General features: G+C 34.6%; 16 protein-coding genes and 1 pseudogene. 4 read left to right on the forward strand and 13 right to left on the reverse strand.

What is annotated here, in order from left to right; genetic code table 11:
* The first annotated feature begins 170 nt into the window (after window positions 1-170).
* Window positions 171-638 carry an RsfA family transcriptional regulator gene (locus tag ACSG5Z_RS24090; protein WP_435712316.1) on the forward strand — a complete coding sequence of 156 codons (468 nt, stop codon included), beginning with the start codon at window positions 171-173 and terminating at the stop codon, window positions 636-638.
* A 161-nt stretch (window positions 639-799) separates the two neighbouring features.
* Here the strand turns inward: ACSG5Z_RS24090 and ACSG5Z_RS24095 are convergent, their stop codons facing one another.
* Window positions 800-2,497: a helix-turn-helix domain-containing protein gene (locus tag ACSG5Z_RS24095; RefSeq protein WP_435712317.1), complete on the reverse strand. Its 1,698-nt coding sequence runs from the start codon at window positions 2,495-2,497 to the stop codon at window positions 800-802.
* Window positions 2,498-3,512: 1,015 nt separating this feature from the next.
* On the opposite strand from ACSG5Z_RS24095, the gene ACSG5Z_RS24100 reads away from it, so the two are divergent.
* From ACSG5Z_RS24100 to ACSG5Z_RS24110, 3 genes are all read left to right on the forward strand, one after another.
* Window positions 3,513-5,225 carry a hypothetical protein gene (locus ACSG5Z_RS24100; RefSeq protein WP_435712318.1) on the forward strand — a complete coding sequence of 571 codons (1,713 nt, stop codon included), beginning with the start codon at window positions 3,513-3,515 and terminating at the stop codon, window positions 5,223-5,225.
* Window positions 5,226-6,388: 1,163 nt separating this feature from the next.
* Window positions 6,389-7,357, forward strand: a complete 969-nt coding sequence (locus tag ACSG5Z_RS24105) for a tyrosine-type recombinase/integrase (protein ID WP_435712319.1) — start codon at window positions 6,389-6,391, stop codon at window positions 7,355-7,357.
* Between the two features lie 82 nt (window positions 7,358-7,439).
* Complete coding sequence (locus ACSG5Z_RS24110) at window positions 7,440-7,751, forward strand: hypothetical protein (RefSeq protein WP_435712320.1); 312 nt, start codon at window positions 7,440-7,442, stop codon at window positions 7,749-7,751.
* 117 nt (window positions 7,752-7,868) lie between these two features.
* Here ACSG5Z_RS24110 and ACSG5Z_RS24115 read toward each other — a convergent pair whose 3' ends face one another.
* From ACSG5Z_RS24115 to ACSG5Z_RS24170, 12 genes and pseudogenes are all read right to left on the reverse strand, one after another.
* Window positions 7,869-8,189, reverse strand: a complete 321-nt coding sequence (locus ACSG5Z_RS24115) for a hypothetical protein (RefSeq protein ID WP_435712321.1) — start codon at window positions 8,187-8,189, stop codon at window positions 7,869-7,871.
* A 68-nt stretch (window positions 8,190-8,257) separates the two neighbouring features.
* Window positions 8,258-8,386: a hypothetical protein gene (locus tag ACSG5Z_RS24120; protein WP_435712322.1), complete on the reverse strand. Its 129-nt coding sequence runs from the start codon at window positions 8,384-8,386 to the stop codon at window positions 8,258-8,260.
* The gene (locus ACSG5Z_RS24125) at window positions 8,386-8,898 is read right to left on the reverse strand and encodes a hypothetical protein (RefSeq protein ID WP_435712323.1); all 513 of its coding nucleotides are present in this window, start codon (window positions 8,896-8,898) and stop codon (window positions 8,386-8,388) included. Before ACSG5Z_RS24125 ends, ACSG5Z_RS24120 begins: the two co-directional genes overlap by 1 nt.
* A gap of 107 nt (window positions 8,899-9,005) precedes the next feature.
* Window positions 9,006-10,778: a phosphoadenosine phosphosulfate reductase domain-containing protein gene (locus tag ACSG5Z_RS24130; protein WP_435712363.1), complete on the reverse strand. Its 1,773-nt coding sequence runs from the start codon at window positions 10,776-10,778 to the stop codon at window positions 9,006-9,008.
* Window positions 10,779-10,902: 124 nt separating this feature from the next.
* The gene (locus ACSG5Z_RS24135; RefSeq protein WP_435712324.1) at window positions 10,903-11,346 is read right to left on the reverse strand and encodes a HEPN domain-containing protein; all 444 of its coding nucleotides are present in this window, start codon (window positions 11,344-11,346) and stop codon (window positions 10,903-10,905) included.
* A 145-nt stretch (window positions 11,347-11,491) separates the two neighbouring features.
* Entirely contained in the window at window positions 11,492-13,423 is a 1,932-nt protein-coding gene (gene ltrA, locus ACSG5Z_RS24140) for a group II intron reverse transcriptase/maturase (RefSeq protein WP_435712325.1), read from the reverse strand.
* A gap of 758 nt (window positions 13,424-14,181) precedes the next feature.
* Window positions 14,182-14,580, reverse strand: a complete 399-nt coding sequence (locus ACSG5Z_RS24145) for a nucleotidyltransferase domain-containing protein (protein WP_000282369.1) — start codon at window positions 14,578-14,580, stop codon at window positions 14,182-14,184.
* 21 nt (window positions 14,581-14,601) lie between these two features.
* Window positions 14,602-14,973, reverse strand: coding sequence for a hypothetical protein (locus tag ACSG5Z_RS24150; RefSeq protein ID WP_435712326.1), 372 nt, complete (start codon window positions 14,971-14,973; stop codon window positions 14,602-14,604).
* A 19-nt stretch (window positions 14,974-14,992) separates the two neighbouring features.
* A pseudogene (locus tag ACSG5Z_RS24155) lies at window positions 14,993-15,670 on the reverse strand (ubiquitin-activating E1 family protein); the annotation flags it as partial.
* A gap of 116 nt (window positions 15,671-15,786) precedes the next feature.
* On the reverse strand, window positions 15,787-17,670 hold the full coding sequence (locus tag ACSG5Z_RS24160) for a reverse transcriptase/maturase family protein (RefSeq protein WP_435712364.1): 1,884 nt from the start codon (window positions 17,668-17,670) through the stop codon (window positions 15,787-15,789).
* A 631-nt stretch (window positions 17,671-18,301) separates the two neighbouring features.
* Window positions 18,302-18,484 carry a ubiquitin-activating E1 family protein gene (locus tag ACSG5Z_RS24165; protein ID WP_000029266.1) on the reverse strand — a complete coding sequence of 61 codons (183 nt, stop codon included), beginning with the start codon at window positions 18,482-18,484 and terminating at the stop codon, window positions 18,302-18,304.
* A gap of 12 nt (window positions 18,485-18,496) precedes the next feature.
* Window positions 18,497-18,898: a hypothetical protein gene (locus tag ACSG5Z_RS24170; protein WP_435712327.1), complete on the reverse strand. Its 402-nt coding sequence runs from the start codon at window positions 18,896-18,898 to the stop codon at window positions 18,497-18,499.
* Window positions 18,899-18,931 lie beyond the last annotated feature (33 nt).

Raw genomic sequence — 18,931 nt, forward strand, 5'->3', positions numbered from 1 at the left:
AACTATTATAGTTACAGGTTTAGTGAATAGTCAACCTTATATGCAATTTTGCATTGAAAATCATAGACACTTCTATAAACTTACCCCTCATTATTGTAAGAGAGGTTGAGCTTCTATCATTTTAAGTAACTGCATATATGTAGTATAAAACATATATGGGGGGTTAAAACGTGGTAATTTCAAGACAAGATTCTTGGACTAATGATAACGATTTACTTCTCGCATCAACAGTACTTCAGTATATTCGTAACGGTGGAACACAGTTAGCTGCATTCAAAGAAGTAGCAAAACTACTAGCTAGAACATCCGCTGCTTGTGGATTTCGTTGGAATTCATATGTGAGAAAACAATACCAAGAAGAAATACAACAAGCAAAACAAGACCGAAAAGTGAGAAACAAAATTCCTCTCTCCCCACCAGAAAAAGAAACAAACTCTTTGTCTATTACATTAGATGACATTATTCTCTTTCTACAAAATTATAAAGATGTAAATGAATTGACAATTTTACAAAATCAAATTAAAGATTTAGAAGCTGAGAATCAATCCCTTCTACAACGTTTAACTATGTATGAAGAAGAGTATCGTATGTTACTGAGCCATATCGATAAGACAAGAAGTTTAATTGTAGTGGATTAAATAGCATAACTATTTTGATTTTCCAGTAGGACCTTCGCCCTCCAAAATTACTTTTAATAAAAGAAATTTTGCCTTTTACAATTGATAATAAGTAAAATACACATACATAATGTATGTGTATTTTTAATTGGACTATTATTAAAAGAAATGTTTAGTCTATGTTACATCTTTTCTAATATTTCTTGTCTTTCGCACCATTTCGTTAGCTTTTCTAATGCTTTTTTAGATAAACGTTTTGTTTTATAATTGCAAAATCTAGATAATGTAGACGGAGAAATACTAATTTCATCTGCTATTTCACGAATGCTTACCTTTTTTTCATTGTGTACTTTCAGTATTTGGTCACGGATTTTTTTCTCTATTTGTTCGACTGATTCCACAGTCTTCTTTATTTCTTTAACAACTGTTACTTCAGGTAATTGTTCCTGAGGTTCTTCTATACTCTTCTTTCCAATTACCCTATCCATTGATTGCAGCATTTCTTCAGGTGGTAAAATCGTTATTCCTAAGTTAGTGTAATAATTTTTAAACCAATTACGTTTCCCAATTTGTTGTTCATCAAGTGGATCACTATACTCCCAATGAGAGATTACTTTTTCATTTTCTAAATCCATTAGAACATTTTCTAACTGTTCTCTAATACGATTCGGCTTCCAATCTTTTGGGATATCCATTACTGCTAGCAGCCCTTTGTCCCCACCTATAGAATATGGCTTTTTCAATGATGAATACATTTGTCTAATTCTCCATTGCCATGTTAAGTATCGAATTAACCTTTTATGATATTTGTGTCTGTAACTATTGTATTCAAGTGCTTTTTTAGACAATAATGCTGTTGTATTATTTGATCCGTATAAGTAATTGGTTAAAAAGCTGCCAGGCTTAATACGACAAGACTCAATGCCCATGTATTCATTAGTAACACTATGTCTCCACAATACAACTGAATCTAATACAAATAACCTTTTGATTACTTCACGTTTTAATTCTAAACGTTCTCCATCATCATCACGGTCATTTAATACTACTACCTCATTATCATCATTTAAATAGATAAAAATGCTTGCTAAAGCCGCAATTCTCTTTGCTATTTTAATTTTATCTTCCGCTCTATAATATTCTTTATTTTTGACTACTGTTTTTGGGATGTTGCACATCTCTAAAACTTGCTCATAAGAAAAATCAATGAATTCGTCTGGAGATTTTGCTTCGTTTATCCATTGTATTGTAATTGCATCTAAACAATCTGCCGTTAAATCATCCATATTACTCATTACATCATCAACAAGGGTATTCCACCGAGCAGCTTCTTCTATATTTGTAAGTCTTAAATCTTCATCTTTGTGTGAAGAAAGCTGAGCTACACCATTAGAAGACTTAGTTTCGATAGGATATTGTAAAACCTTACTTAACTCATCTTCTTCAAATTGATTTTTTGCAATCCCATCTCTTAGCTTATAATAAACAGCAGAGTTATTTACCTCATAATAATCCTCATGGTTTACTATGTTTGTCTTATCTATATTTTGATCATTTTCTACTACTATGGAACTTGAAAGTGCTATATCTTGAAATTCTTTTTCTATAAATCCTTCAATTTCTTTATATATTTCTTCCTTATAGGAATCAATTTTCGCATAAATTTGTACTAATGTAATACCGGATTCTTGCTTTTTTTCTAACCAAGACACTAATGCAGTAAATGATGGAGATGCATGAGATGAGGTTAATACTTTATTATTATTGTTTTCAACATCTTTAAAGTATGCATTCCACTTATTCCATACTAGCTCATTTGTTTTATAAATTGGCTCAGAGATTAACAATGCATCTCGGAACATTTGTAATAAATTATCCACTTTATATTCCTCCCTAAACCATGGATCATAACAAAGTAGTTTTCATTATAAAATTTCTTACTACTATTATATTTAATTTATTGTAACAGATATTTACAAGATTTTGCGCCTTTCTTTCCTTAACTCCTCAACTTGCAACATGTTTGCTCTTTCTTTTACCTATTCTTCTTTACTTGCATTTCTTTTGCGCTTTGCTTTCCCTTATCCCTCAACTTGCAACATGTTTGCTCTTTCTTTTACCTATTCTTCTTTACTTGCATTTCTTTTGCGCTTTGCTTTCCCTTATTCCTCAACTTGCAACACGTTTGCAGCATCCTTTCCCTATTTCTTTCAACTTGCAACAGTATAATTTATTTTTCAACTTAGTAATTTTAAAATTTTTAAGCTATTTTTCTTATATTTTGAGTAAGTTACATACATAAAATGCAACATGTTTGCGGTATCCTTTCCCTAACTTTCCTACCACTTTTTATCTAATCCTTTATATACCAAGGGTTTAAAGGTTTTTTACTTAATCCTTTATGTATCATTCAACTTGCAACACGTTTGCGGTATTCATACCCTTATTTTTCACCCAAGATGCAACACTGTTTGCGGTATCCTTTCCCTATTTTCAATCTATAAGTGCCAAAAGACCTTTTATATCAAGGGTAATCATTGCAATTCATTATTAATGATCCTGCTAACCAACTTGCAACACGTTTGCGGTATCCTTTCCCTAACTCCCCTACCATTTTCACTCTAATTCCTTATATATCAAGGGTTTAGATGCTTTTTCTGCTTATTCATATACATACAATCAACTTGCAACACGTTTGCGGTATCCTTAACACAAAAAAAAATTAAGAAATTCTCTTAACCCTTGATACAACTAGCTTCATAAGCTGTTGCAAGTTGTTATTTTTCTTCTTAAAGGAGCAACTTTCACCATTTTTCGATTTGCTATAATCAAAATTGGTATATTTTATAGTATTTTGGCATATATTTCTGAATTTGCAGAACGGAGGTGAAAAAGATGGGAAAATCATTTGTTATTCAAAATCAACGTAGCTTAAATGGAAAAACGACAAACGCGGTTTTAGTAACACTAAAATCTTGGCAAAAGTTTGTGGAAACATTTGAGGAGAAGTACTACAGCTATAAAGATACATATTTAGAAGATATTCTGCAGCACATGACATACGAAGAACGTATTGCTGATGTAGAAGGCTTTGTCGAACAAGCCAAACCATCTTTTTCACGTCGGGCAATGTCTACACTTGTAGAAAAAGCAGGACGAAAACACAAATTATACGGTATTACGAATGCTGATCTTGAAGTGTTCTTGTACTTACATAAAAAATGCTATACAAATGGCGTCATTCCAAATGTAACAATACATATGATGTGGGAAGATTACAAGCAATACAAAGAAGAATTTGCTTATATCCAACACTCTCAATTCTATATTGCATTAAAGAAATTAAACTTACATAACATTATCTCCATTGAAAATGGCGTAGATGGCCGATATACAATTAAACTGACTCATTTTATGAATGAGGAAACAGAAAAAGCAAATCCGTATGTATATATTAGTCCGGTTGTATTTACAAAGGCTTTCTTTAAGCTATCTGTAGCAGCTAAGAAACTATTCTTAGATATCGCAATGCAACAACATACAGAAACAACTTTAAAACGCTCTTTGGACAAGCAGGATGAAAGAGGAAACAAAACTCACTTTGGCGGGATGTATCGTTTCTTACATAAAAAATATCCGCATCAAATCCGTGCGGTTATCGAAGAATTAACAACTGCATTACCATGTACGGGTAGTCCCCTATTCAAAATTTGCAAAATGCAAAAAGGTGTAAAGCATACAAAACGATATACAACCTTATATCTATCTATCCATTCGGACTTCTTATGTACGAAAGAATCTGGAGAACAACAACACAGGGATCCATTTACACCAAAAGCTACCTATGCTCGTAAAGCGAAATTCATCGAATCAGTTCTACAAGAAATGAACATTGGTGAACTGTCTTCAGACATGAATAAGTTCATTCATGTTTTAAAGCATACTTGTCATCGTCAAATTCGCAGTGTCATTCGTGGACTTCGTGATATGGTTGATCGAAAAGAAGGATATCCAACGAAAATTGTATATACATTGAAAAAACTATTGCATCAAACATCTCAATATCAAATTCTTGATGCTGCAGCGAAAGAAGGTATCTATCCTCTTATTGCGCAACATATACCAAAAGAGAGAAATAGTGACCGTGAACAAGCTGTCTTTAATTTCGGTCTACATTACTCTATGTACTCTCTTCATAACATTAAGAAGATGTTTAAAAATGTGCATTCACTACTGAAGCAGAAGTTTGCGGTACCAGTGACGGAAGAATCTTATCACCGTAATTATCTAAAATACCAGGAAGAAACGTTATTTAGAAAATATGCATATGATCAGGGTGTGAATCTCCATGCATATATCGCTTTAGAAATTGAAATGCGTGAAAAATTAAAAGTACGCGCCCATAAAGAACGCACAATTCCAAGTGATATACGTGAATGGTTTATTGAAGAAATTGATAAGCTACCGCAAGAGCAGCTGCGTGTGATTGAGCTACCAAAACAGTTTAATTTACTAGAGTTTATGCATACCTTCGAACGTTTAGTACGTGCTGGTGTAACAATAACAGCTCCAGATCAGGTACTAACCGCAATGGAAATAAAAAAATAGCAACTAGCTCTCTATTTTTGAAAAAAACAAAAGTGGAGGGCTATTCGTGTTTGTTTGAGTAGTAACACCTTTCTACTACTCTATTTATAAATACCAAATCGAAAGAACTTCATGTAAAATGGAGTCTTTTTTTATGCACTTCTATACAAATTTGATTCTATCAATACATAACTCTCCACATAATACTAGAGTGTATTCCTCTAATGTATTAAAACCTATCTCATAATACCTACAAAAAATCAAAAGGAAAATTATAAAAATAGTGGATATGAGGACAAGTATGATTAAATGTGAATAAAATTTTTACAACATCCTTGGTAATACTAGTGTTGTTCACTTTATCTAATAAAAATCATCAACAATAATGTGAGTTATGTGTAAATACTGAGTTATGTTAACAAATAGCTGCCTAATCTGAATAAAATGTGGATAATTTGAGGATTAATACCTACTTGATAACCAAAATAAGTAAAACAACTTCTATTTACAAGGCTGAATATATATAATGCGATTAGTATCAAATTCTTTCTGATTTCATGTAGAAATATAGTATTATCTTTCTGCTTTTTTGTAGAATTAAAAGTTTAATAATCCCTGAATCTACGGATACTTTTTCTGTAATTTATGATTTTTTCTGTTCCTATATCAAATTCCCCCTTGCAGGAGTAAGTCTAACCTCTATTTTGAATAACCTATAAAAGTTTTATCTTTATTTCTTTTTAATATATAAGATATATATTTATAATAGATTTTTAATGCAGTTAGTATCATTGTTAATAAGATGTCTGACCTAATTGAAAATATTTGTAAATTACGTTATAATAATGGAAATTAAACATATCATTACCCACATACAAAAGGACAAACCTACGTATCCCTACCAGGACGAGGTTTGTCCTTTTTTCATTTTGATAAACTATTCATATTTGGAGGGTTAAACATGACTGTACTTAAAAATATGACTTACATAGAAAGGGATACCTATAACGAGATTAAATTTTTTAAAGGGATATTTTGGGGATTAATCTTTGTAGTTCCATTTTGGAGTATTATAATGGCCCTATTTATTTGGCTTTATAAATAATAATAAACATATTCAAAAAGCAAAGGGCGGTAGCAGGTCTTTCACTTATTTTCTGTTATAATATATCCAAAGAAATTAGGTGATTATATTGAACGAGACAATTAGCTTAGAGAAAACTTTAGAAGCTTTCTCTACATATTTAAGTGAAAAAGGCCGAAAACATTCTACAATCCAACGCTATGCATACGATATTAAAGATTTTTATAGATGGTTAAATGAAAATGAGTTGCTTTTACATATCAAATCATGGAATGAAATATCCGTAGATGATTATCAAGCTTATTTCTCAGTATTAGAAAACAAACGAGAATATTCTCTTAAAACAAGGCACAGGATATGGGTCGTTTTAAAGAAATTACACATGTTTTTAGGTATAGTTAGTCCATTAGAAGACATTCATCTCTCTTTAATTCCGGATCAATCACTAAATGAAAATGATTTTATTACCGAATTAGAAGAGTCACTTTTAAAACAAACGGTTCTATCAACAAAAGGGTTAACAGAAAGACAAGCTAAGTATCGGCCTCTAATCATGGATAGAAACGCTTGTATAATTAATTTAATACTAAACTACGGTTTGTCTTTACAAGAGCTTGTATCGCTTAATATGAGCCATATACAGTTTGCTAGGAACACTTTAATTGTTTCAGGAGAAAACGGAGCTACTAGAACCGTTTTCTTAACAGTTGAAGATACACAACAGCTATACAAATATTATTCGACTATCCCTGAACCTGTAAGACCTCGACAGCACACAGATAATCCCCTATTTGTGGCATTTGATTTTAATCGTGGTACTTATCGATGGGTTTACGAAAATGATGCACCAAAGGCTTTGTCTGAGGTTGCTATACAAAAGATGATTCGACTTGAAGTGAAACGAGCTGAATTAGATAGGCGTATTTCTGCACAGCAGATGAGGAACACATTTATTCTTCGCCTTATTAAGCTAGGTCTTTCTGAAAGTGAATTAATTGATAGAATTGGTTTTAAGACTAAAATATCGTTGAAAAGATATTTTCAATATTTAGGATCAGGCTGTCAATAATGCTTTAAAAGAACAAATCTAAAGCAATTAATAATATTAAGTTTAAGAAAAATTAGTGTTCGTTAAGAAAGGAATATATGTTATGCAAAACACTTTAACTTTATATTTAGTAAAATTGGGAGAATTATTTTATGCTGGTGGATTGCACAGAATACCATACGATCAAACGTCATTTAGTTATGAATTTGTAAAAGATGAAGAAGTGGCATTCCTCTTTATAGATAAAGATATGGCTGAAGGGATTGCTAAAAAATGTGGTGGTGCTGTAATTGATAAAGAAATTACTTCGCATGAATACACTCAATTAACCATTAAGCACGAACGTTATATAACGAGTGGAGAAGATTGGAAGCAAAAACAGGAAAAAGGCATTCAAAAATTTCTAGGTAATTAAGCGTTTGAACACTTTTATTACTCTAAAACAAAAAACAGCAACGCTAATGAACTGAGCCTAAAGGGTTAGACATTTTCTAACAATCGGGATGCAGTTCAATATGTTGCTGTTTTTTATTTATAATAAATCGCTAAGTAACTTTGCGATGTCTACAAATTTCTCTGCAAATAATATGAAGCTAATAGCAAGTAAACCGCAAAGTGTCTTCACGGCGAACTCGACAGCATCTACATTAGGCTTAGTTAAATTAATAAGCCCGCCTATTCCCATAAACAGAGTAAGCAACCCTAGTATAAACTTTGTAATAGGATTTACTCCGGGAATTTCATTTCCTACAAATAGCTGAAAGCAGTAGTACATGCTCCAAATAAAAAATACTATCGTTGGAATTGTGGCTAGAATTTGAATACTTTTCTCTTTGAAATTAAGTTCAGTCATAAATATTCTCCTTGAATTCTATATTTATACGTTCCTAATAGTTCATCGTTAAATATCGTAACTATCTTTTAAAAATCTGTTTCCTTCTCGTTTTTTTTATCGATTTCTTTAATTTCGTTTTCATTTTTTTTAATTAATTCATTGAAATGTTCTTCCTTGTTCTCTTCTATGTATTTTATAAGTTCTTTAAATTCCATTATAAATTCCTCTTCCCTTTTACTTTTATGAATTGTTCAAACTCACAAACAGACAATAGCTCAATTTGTAAAAATCCTTTAAGGGCATTCCAAAACTCTCCGTGGTTATTTAATGATACCTGAAGAATGTTTTCCCACATATCAATTCCAATCTCATTATATAAAGAGCTATCTTTACTGAGACACACTGTATCTATTATAAATGCAGGAGGTTCTTGTATAATGTTTTGACGAGTCTTGAGTAAAGGAACCCAATTAATTGGAGTATGTAAGTGTATAAGATTTTCTAAGCATTTTGTTAACATATTAATGTCTCCAATACAATGTACTTCACCCGTACCTTTATCAATGATTATTTTTTCATTTGTATGTACTTTTCTGACATGAAAAGGTACTTGCTCTGCATATTGTGTATATATTCTCTGAAATCTTTTGATAGCTTCAGTTATAGATTTTGCATGAAGGAAGCTTATCTTGTGTATAAAATGTATTTCCAATATGTATAGGCGCATAATGGATCATCCCCCTATATTACTTTTTATTCTGTACCCTCTTGCCTTTGTAATATAGAAAGCACCTATTGTATAGGTACTTTCTAAATATATCTAACATCTATATATTATGCTACATTGAATGTTTCGTTAGTTAATTCTTTAAGTATTTTTGCAAAGAGATGGTTAGTCTCCTTAGATAATAAATCCTCTGTTTCTAGCAATTGAGAAAGCCTGCTTGCAAACTCCGTAGTATATAGGATTTTCGTATTTTCTAATTCATCCGGCTTAAATAGTTGTTCATCCTTAATAGCTTGAATGAAAAGCTGTATAAGCATATTCTTATGTTGTGCTTCTGCCTTTTCATGGTACATCGCCATACCTAACCACTGACGTATAATCCGTTCAGCGTCTCTTGCTTCTGATATATCAAATCTAGATACAACAAAGGTTAGTTTGTTCCACGTAAGCTTTGCAGAATCATTAGAATAATTTGAAGGAAAAAAGAAAAAACTCTGCTGCGTAACTTTTTGTCGTTTCTTCATCCAACGAAATATCTCCTGCTTCCCTAAATGAACATCAATTTCCACGAAAAACACAGGGAATGGGGACGTCGTTTTTTCTTCATTTATTGTACAATCAGGTTTGAACACCAATTCACCAAGACATGCGTGATGTATTGGCTCCAATTCATCTCGATATACTCGAATACCATCTGTGTCATACCAGCCTTGTAGTACTGCCTCAATTTCTTCTTCAGATATAAGGCTCGTATTCATTTCTTGTTGAATATAAAGTAGATACTCTAAGAGCATTCTTCTACCCTCTACTGTTAATCCTCCTGGTGCATAGTCTCCCTTTTCTGTACGATCAAACATAATATAATCATATTCAACATGATTACATATGGAAAACAAGTCTGAATCCCTTGTGTTTTCGTTTCTAAGGAGCGTTTGCAGGCTTCGTCTATTCATTGCATTCCGATACCGAATATCGTTTCTAATGGAACGTAAGAAGCTTTTCCAGGATTGTAGATAAGCATAGTCCGTATACCCCTCACTTATTAGCTGGGTCAACATTTTATCCTCACCATTCATCATCAGGCAAGTCCAACATCCACTACGTGAGTTTGCAGCTCCACAAGCATTTCCCTGCTGTTTCCCACCTGTTTTTATGCCACATTCAAACATAGCTTGTCCATACTGTATGCTCATTTCTTCCACATCCACACCAAAAGGCAGTATCTCTCTATCTAAAAGTAACATCCATACTTCATCACCGGTTAAAAATTTAACTGGATTAAAGCAGAGGATATTCTTCATGTCATTATGACGTGAAAATAAGGAGTCAGTACTTATCTCATGCCTTTGGATACTGTGTCTTCTTCGAGCACTCTCTTCATTACGAACGGCCAACATAAGCACTCCATCATATTCATCAAAGCATTCTACTGCAGTAGTAGTTTGTGAAGCTATTAAGATTTCTTTCATCTTTCGCTGCATCGGTTTAACCTTGAGAGAGTCGGTACACCATCTCAATCTACTATTTCCGCTCGGAGGTAAAACACCTCTGCCTATTACCTTATACCAATATGATTCTTTCATAAGTGGTTGCACACCATGAACGACAAATGGTAGGTTTTGCTCATTTGCACTCTCCTGGATCTTTTGTAATGTCCGTGAGATATAAGCCGTCATAGCAGGTGTTTCTACTCCAACTTCGGAAGTTAAGATATGAATTGGATTTGTACGTTCCTCTATTGGTAGCTCGGCAATTGCATCCCATAGTAACGTCAACATGGCAGAACTATCTTTTCCCCCACTGTAACCTACAAAACAACAATCTCGAGATAAATAGACTTTTTTCATTTCCTCTTTAATTTCTTTATATATATCCATCATTATATTGTTATCCCCATAGCAAAGTATCATTTCATACTGCCGTGGAGCATTCCTCCTCTTTTTTTAGATAGAAAAAGAGAGTCCCTATTTAATAGGCACTCTCTTTTATGTATATCCTCTATTTTTAATCAACTGTGATTTCATGTATATTCAACTTGTTTAACTTTTCAATATAAAAACTCATTACTTTTTGAGCATGTTGTATAGCGATTAATCCATCTTGAACAGTAAGTGCTTCAAAATACGGATAACGAATGTCTGTAGCATAACCATTCAGCTGCACGCACTGTTCTAAAATCATTGAGAATTCCTCATCTAATTTCCGACACAATTTGTGCAGCATTAAAAGGTTATGAGTTTTTGGGACTGTTCTACCATTTAGTGCAAGAAATCCTTTTAGAAGTTTCTCCACACATTGTTGACTATGATAACAGATAATTGCAGTAGGGAAAGGTTTCATGTGAGTTAGGTAACTAGCAGAATCTAAATCAGATTTTGCAATAAATACCCACTCTTTTAGATCCTCAGTATTTATTGTCGATAGGTAAGTCTTTGAAGTTATCTCCAACTTTTCCCCCGATCCGCACGGTACGTGCCACTTTCACGGCATACCGCGGTCCATCTATATTGTAGTTTTCTTTTCATCAAAATAATGATAAGTTCTAAGCGAACAACGCTAGTTGTTCATGTTTCATTTCCACTTCATTTTGTGATTAAATACAGATTCCCTCGTTTTTGACTAATTTTCGCAATTTATTGAGTTTGCCTAACTGTTCCTCATTGAATTTGAGTTCATTGAGTAGTTGGTTTATGGTTTCTATCTTGGTCGCGTGTATTAGTCTATGGACACTTGGCTTGATGATGGTAAGGTTCTTGTAGCTGTCGTCCTTTGTTTCACTCCATAATCGCTTATGGTGACAATGGATGTCCCAAGGTAAGAGTTTCTCACCTGTTACGCTGCATTTGCCTTTTTGTGCGACATAAAGAGAAATTCGGTTGTCATTGTATTCCACGGTTGCCCGTTCATTTATAACTGGATTTTCTCTTAACCATTTCAGTTCCGCTTCGGTTATGTCTGCCAAATTTTTATGTATCAGGACTCGTCCTTCTGCGGTGTACTTGTTAATGGCTTGCTTTTTCATCATCGGGTTTTTGTGTTGAATATAGGAGATTGGTAGGATGGGACGTTTCATGAGAAATCTCATCATTTTTGACTTTAGGTATGGTTTAATACCTTTGTCTTTTCCTTTATATTCTCCTATATTCGTGTATCCATTTGTGTTGCTTTTACCTCCAGTTGTTGACTTAGGGAATCTGTTATACATTATGTGGTCAAGATTATGGCTCATTTTACTGAAATCCTGAGAGGCATGCGTTGCTATCTTATAATAGTTGTGCTTACCAATGACCATGCTGTTGTATATGCTGATTCTCTTAATTGTTTCATTGGAGTTTGGGGTTTTCTGTATTCTTCTCACTTGTTTTGCTAAATCTTGTTTTGTTTTTTCCAGTGCTTTTGGAGAAACGTGTGTTACTGCAATGTATCGTGTGTCACCGTTCTTCTTTTTGCCTTTCTTTACAGCTTTAAGGGTGAAACCTAAGAATTCACTTTGTTGCTTTTTCAGATTGGTTACTTTAGACTTTTCAGCTGAGATAGGCAGTTTTAGACGTTCTTCTAACCACATTTGAGTCGCTTTGAAAATTTTCTCCGCATTACTACGTGTGTTTGTGAAGATTTTAAAGTCATCTGCGTACCTTACGATATACATTGGTTTCATCTTGGAAGTTTTGGTGAGTTGTGTCGTTACAACGTCATTGCACCAAATTCCTCTCATACATCTCGGTTTTACCTTTTTAGCTTTGAATGTTTCCCATTGTCTGCTTATCCACCAGTCGAATTCATTAAGATTGACGTTGGCAAGTATAGGACTAAGAATACCACCTTGCGGGGTGCCCTTGGTCGGGAACATTGTTGTGCCGTCAGGCATTTGCACTGGGGCTTTCAGTATTTTTCGGATAATGACCAGGAGTTGTTTGTCACGGATACCCAATGTCCATAATTGACGCATGAGCTTGACGTGATTTACCTCGTCAAAAAAACCTTTAATGTCTACGTCTACTACATATGTAAGTTTTTGTTTATTTACTCGCACTGATGCATCTGCTAGGGCATGTTCAGCACTTCTGTTTGGGCGAAAACCATAACTTCGGTTACTGAAGTGCGCTTCGCAGATTGGCTCCATGACTTGTAAGATGCACTGTTGGATTATCCTATCCCACATAGACGGTATTCCCAGGGGTCTGGTTTGTCCGTTGGGCTTCGAAATTTCTTTACGTCTTACTTTTTGCGGTTGGTAGTTTTGAAAGCGTTTTTTAACTTCATTCAAGAAATAGCTTTGTTCCATTCCCTCAATATTCTCTATATTTACATTGTCACAAGCTGCTGTTCTACTTCCTTTGTTCCCCTTAATATTGCGGTAAGCGAGAAGTATATTTTCGTCTGATATAATGATAGACATTAGATTTTTGAAAGAATTTCCCTTTGTTGCTTTTTGGTATAAGTCATCTAGGACAGGTTGGATACCGTAGTATTCATTGTGTCTTAGTTTCTTCCCCTTTGGCGCGGACTTAGAATTGTCATTCATGGTCTATCACCTACTCTCATATTGATTTTTGGTGACCTTTTGAGTCTTACCAGAATCCATGCAAGATTAGATGAAATTTCAGTTCCTACTATATAGACTTGTGGCTGTTCCTCCAGTTCCATTACAGAACCTTCAAAGGTCGTGCCACTACTCTCACCACTATTAAGAATACTTCCCTTGGTTGCCCATTTCGTATTCAACTGTATCCGCCGATAGAGATTACTCTCAACGTTAGTGGCTTTCGACGTTCCATTCAGACTATCATTGTTTTAAAGGTCATTTTGACCTCCGATTTAGGTGCTTGCTATACCCCGTGTCTAGCTCCATTGCCTATAACAACGTTAGGATTGTTAATTATGAGATATTCCCAATCCGTTAGACAAGTCTTGTTTTCAGACTCCGAATCATTTCTGATCCGTGTCCTTTTCGAGGCGTACATTCGCAAGTTCGTCAATGGTTTACCACATTCTCACCATGTCGGTTGACAGCATACGGTACTTGGTTAGTTCCAACCGGTTTATTACTCCTGTTGGCTTTCGGTTACACAGTTGTGCACTACGAACCGTGACCGTATGTTTTACCCTGCTCTCCACATCACGCTATGCCTAGTGTATGCAGTTGGGAATCTCACTGGGGTAGTTTCGGGGCGTTACTCCTCCATTCCTACCACTTATCTGAACAGTTATCCTGTTCTTTATTGCTTTGATTGTTTTTCCAATTAAGAACAGTCCTCGTTGTCGCTTATACTTCCGTATTGCTTACTCGAGAACGTCTCGCACCTCATATAGGACCTTCCCTTCTAGTGCAATCTTATGTTCCATAGTAACGGTACGGCTAGCACGTTCTTGAAATTCTTCTGGCCCATACACTAAAATATCAACTGGTGTTTCCATAACATCGTAAATACCCCAATTGATACGATTAATGACTTCCCTTTTTCTTTCTCCTACACCTTCCACAACAATACAGAGATCAAAATCACTGTCTTCATTTGGTGTGCCATATGCATGAGAGCCAAAAAGGATGATTTTTTGGACAGAAGACACAGTTTCACGAATCTTTTGCACCAATAGGTCCAATTCCCTTTGTACTTCTTCGTTGATCCGAATCACTCCTCGGATAAAGTAATTATATTGACGTTTAAGTATATTATACATGCGTTTCTCTTCTCCTTGCTATTACATATTTATTTTTATATTTTTCTTTTGTTTCCCAACGTTCTGCAATGCTTGATAACATTCGTATATCTGCTTGAAATCTTGTAGAAATCCATCGTCAGAGATACTATGAAATCCTTTAAAGTTCTTTCTACACCAATATAAAATGCTAAATTCATCCTTCGCTAAAAAAGAATCCGGATTGAAATGTATCAAAGCCTCTGCTAAACAAGCCAGAAGCAATGGTATCATTTCGGAATCTTGCTTTGATAAATCAAGTACAGATACAACGGTATACTGTTTATATTGGTAGTATTGTAGAACACCATTACACATGTTTGTTGGTGTTAAACAGTGTTGTAATTGAGTGGAATCTAATTGATACACTCTCATGTTGTCCCCTCCTATATCATTACCCCTCAATTGGTGCAGCTTTCATAAAAGCCTTTTGAGCTTGGAAAATGATATAGTGATTCGATACGGTACCTTCATCAAAGAGTTCGTTGACGAATTGAGCAACAGTCATGGCAGCGAACTTATTAGTAATAACGCGCTGTGGTTCTGAAGCAGCTAATTCGGAACAACTTAATTGACTCGGAGCCGTTTCTTTTTTCGTAAAAGCATCCGGAAATAAATCACCAAGCGGTGAAAGAATGACCTCGCCATTCAATTTAACTCCACATACTGCTTGTCCGTTATAACCACTGTTTTTATAATCAGCTATTTGTTGAGGTGTCCAATGTCTTTTATTTACTTCTCTCCAATTACCAGGAACGGTTACAGCTGTATTCCCTACATCGATGTAAAGAAGATTATCCGATTGATGGAAGAATTGATGAAAGACCTCACGAGAAAACATATTATCTACTGCCCCAATTACAATTGGCAGATACAAGTAGTCGTCTTTATGTTGTTTTTTTAATAAATCATATTTATTACCAAACAACTGCTGCATTGTTTCTATGTCTTCTATGTACTGTGACGTAAAGGAAGAGATAGGAACGTTATAGCCAGCTTTATATCGACGAGCCAGTACCTCTGCTTTGTATTTACCAACATCAGGTCGAATAAAGAGTTGATTTCCAAGGTTGTAGAGTAGGAAGCGAGCGCCTTGTCATATTGCTATGACAGGTTTCTCAAAACCCCTCACCGAACCGTACGTACTCCTCTCAGAGTATACGGCTCTCCATCAATTGCTTGTCAAAGTTACTTTTTTCTATTTTTTGCTATAAGTTCTACTCTCATGTCATAGTGAATTTCATTATGGCAATCCTCACAAACGGCTAATGTTTTGCGTCTACGGGCAATCATTAATTTTTGCCATTTGGCTTTGGCTTTGCCTTTCTCAACATCTTTCATTTTTCGAACATGGTGCATTACTAAGTTAGAATCGGTTTTACCACAATGTTCACATTTGTTGGCTGACAACCTATCCATAAGGCTAGTTGTTGACATGTGAACCCTTGAGGCTACCATGTTGTCGATGTTATTTTCTTGTGTTTTCATCTTAGTTATATCAACTGTTCTAAATCCTTCCCTGTAGAAGGAATGAGAGTGTTGTTTACCTTTTTTATCTTTGTAATTGACTACGAATACACCGTTTTTGCAATATTTCCCCTTGATTTTGCCAATTGAGCTTTTATATTTATTGGCGAACGTTTTATACATGCTGTATTCTAGAACGTAACTGAATTTTTGGAGTACCGTTGAATTAACTGCATATTTGTAGTAGTTGTACATCCCTCTAATCTGTAATACATAATTATGTAGTATTTCCAGATCATCTAGGTGTGCCATTTCTGGCCTATGCTTTGGTTTCCAAGTTTCTTTCCCATTCACATACTTCATTTCTAAAACATTCAGGGCAAGTAATTTATTTCGCCATGCTTCATGGGGTATTTCAAGTCTTACTTTTAGATTGTGATGTCTTCTTTTAGCACCTTTCACTGAGTATTTGGTAAATAGCTCATTTCTAGTGATATTGACGTTGTATCCAAGAAATTTTGCTTTCTTGCTAGAGTGGGTGATAAGTGTCTTTTCTTCTGATAAAGTTAATTTCAATTCTTCATTGAGAAATTGAGCTATATCAGATTTAATGGCTTTGGCATCATCTTTACTGCCGATTATCATTATAATGAAGTCGTCAGCATATCTAACATATTTTAGAGACTTGAATTTATCCGATATTGGATTGTAGTAGGGACGTTTCCCTCTTTCCTTAATCCATTCGTTGACTTGCTCGATTAACTCTTGAGCTTCATTGAGTTTACCTTGTTCTCTTAGTAAGTCAGCTTTCTTACGACCTCTTTTTATTTTGAGGTGTAAGTATTGATATCTTTTATCAACTTCTCTGTCTTTTGGTTGACCTTTTCCGAACCGTTCAGCATATTTTTCCATGTATATATCTAGTTCGTTTAGATATATGTTGGCAAGAAGAGGACTAAGAATACCTCCTTGTGGTGTTCCGCTGAATGTTTTGTGGAATTGCCAATCCTCCATATACCCAGCTCTTAGAAACTTCCATATTAACCCAATGAGTGTTTCATCATTGATACGTTTTCTTAGTAGGTTAATTAGGATATGGTGGTCAATATTGTCAAAGAAACCTTGAATATCACCTTCAATAAACCATTTAGTTCCGCTGCCACTCTTTTTAATTTGTCTCAAAGCTGTATGACAACCCCTATTTTTCCTGAATCCATGTGAGTTCTCAGAGAAGTTTGGTTCATAAATAGCTTCTAAGATATACTTTATTACTAATTGGACAAGTTTATCGTCAAATGTCGGTACCCCAAGAGGACGCTTTTTCTTACTCCCTTTTTTATCAATATATACTCGCTTAACAGGGGTAGGTTTATAGCTACCATTTTTAATATTGTTGATGATTTTAGATACTCTATTTTTTGAGAAGCCATCAACAGTGTTATTTATAGCTCCTCTGGTCATATTACCTGGATTGGCATATATTTCTTGATAACCTTTATAGTAGAATTCTGGATTATAAAGATTTCTATATAATCTTTTGAACTTATAGTTTTCTTTAATAGTATTCTTCGACAAGGTGTTCAATACATAAACTGGATTTCTCATCAGCATCTCGCTTCCTTCCTGCTTATTATCATCATGAACTAATTGACTGCCTTCCTTCGCCATCTTGATTTCACAACCATGATCTAACGTAATTTGTCATGCGTTAGTGTGATAGGCTTTCCCTATCTCTGACTACTACGAAGGCTCCGTTACCATATGGAATATTCGAGAGCCACATTTCTTGGTTTTCACCTTGAAATCATCCTCTATAGCCATAAATGGCGCTTCCACTTAGGTAATCCCCATTTAGTACCTTGTAAATAGTTTGTAGTAATGTCGGTTGGGACTTTCAATCTTTACTAATGTACTTTAGTCGGTTCTCTAGTGTGAAACACACCTCTCTCCGTAAAAAATAGATGAGATGAACTAGAGACATATCGTTTCAATGTCTATTTCGATATGGTCGTCGATAAGACCCCTTGATTTATCCTTTACGCAGTTTAGCATTCAACCTTGTTTACCACGGTACACCTAGAAATTCAGTCGCACTCATGACATTAGAGTGACTTATCCCGTTGCAGCCATGCTACACTCCCCGCTCACTTTCGATTACGGATAAGGCTACCGGTGTCGGGTTATTGCCTTGTTTCACTTCACCCGCTGATTTACTAAATCAGAGTTTACAAGGCCCTTATGGGCGCACCTTTTCTTCAACCGTATCTGGATCTGCAACTACGATTTCTCCGTCTAATTGAAAAATACTCATCATTTGAGCAATATGTTGTAAAATTAATCCTCCGTTTCCTCCGGCACCTACTAGTACAATATGTGGTACAATCTTCTTTCCTTCTGCAATATCAATAACAATACTCATTTTTATAGCCCCCTATTTTTCTTTTGATAGTGTATTCTCTAAATTTCGTAGAAATGGAATCGATAAATTTGTCATCCTATGCACGGTATACAAGTCAAATGAATGCATCAATAGTATCGATGCAGCATAAATGACTCCTTCCTCTTGCACAATGCCTACAACATATTGAAGTAAATTCAACTGCACAACAAGCGCATCTACATATTCTTGATGTGTGTTTAAATCAATATGAGTATTCTTCCTATGTCCTTCTAATGCTTCATATATGTGATTCATCTCTAACTTGCACATAAATTGAAATAGTTTATAGTCATCATGTGATTCCTCTATTGTTTGTTTATTCTTTGTAAGAACTAACATGTAATGCTTTATCTTTGTAAACATTGAAACGTGAATTGTTTTTAATGTTGTCATAATAAAGAAAGAGACATAAAAATATGTCTCTTC

It is taken from the genome of Bacillus pretiosus (assembly GCF_051294775.1).
In the GTDB taxonomy this organism is placed as follows: Bacteria; Bacillota; Bacilli; order Bacillales; family Bacillaceae_G; genus Bacillus_A; species Bacillus_A wiedmannii.